The organism is Olsenella uli, from assembly GCF_016899935.1.
In the GTDB taxonomy this organism is placed as follows: Bacteria; Actinomycetota; Coriobacteriia; order Coriobacteriales; family Atopobiaceae; genus Thermophilibacter; species Thermophilibacter uli_B.
Genome location: NZ_JACJJK010000035.1, coordinates 1 through 276 on the forward strand (window position 1 = coordinate 1; position 276 = coordinate 276).

Here is a 276-nt window from a genome sequence, read left to right on the forward strand (position 1 = left end):
GCGTTACAGACCGCCTTTCCGATACAGCACAGAATGCACTTTGCAATATCGTAACGATTTTCTTAGCACTCGGTACTGGTCTTACAATGTCAGCTGATAGTTTCTTACGTTTACAGACTATTGAAATTATCTTCTTAGGCTTAGTTGCATTTGCTGGCGGTACAGCAGCAGGTGTATTATTTGGTAAACTCATGTGTAAACTCAGTGGTGGCAAAATTAATCCACTTATCGGTTCAGCTGGTGTATCTGCCGTTCCAATGGCAGCGCGTGTATCTC

The 276-nt window shown here is 43.1% G+C and carries 1 protein-coding gene; it reads left to right on the top strand.

Annotation, left to right across the window (positions count from 1 at the left end; all coding sequences use genetic code 11):
• Positions 1-276, top strand: a 276-nt coding sequence (locus H6A07_RS09745) for a sodium ion-translocating decarboxylase subunit beta (RefSeq protein ID WP_204814724.1), incomplete at both ends; no start/stop codon positions are given.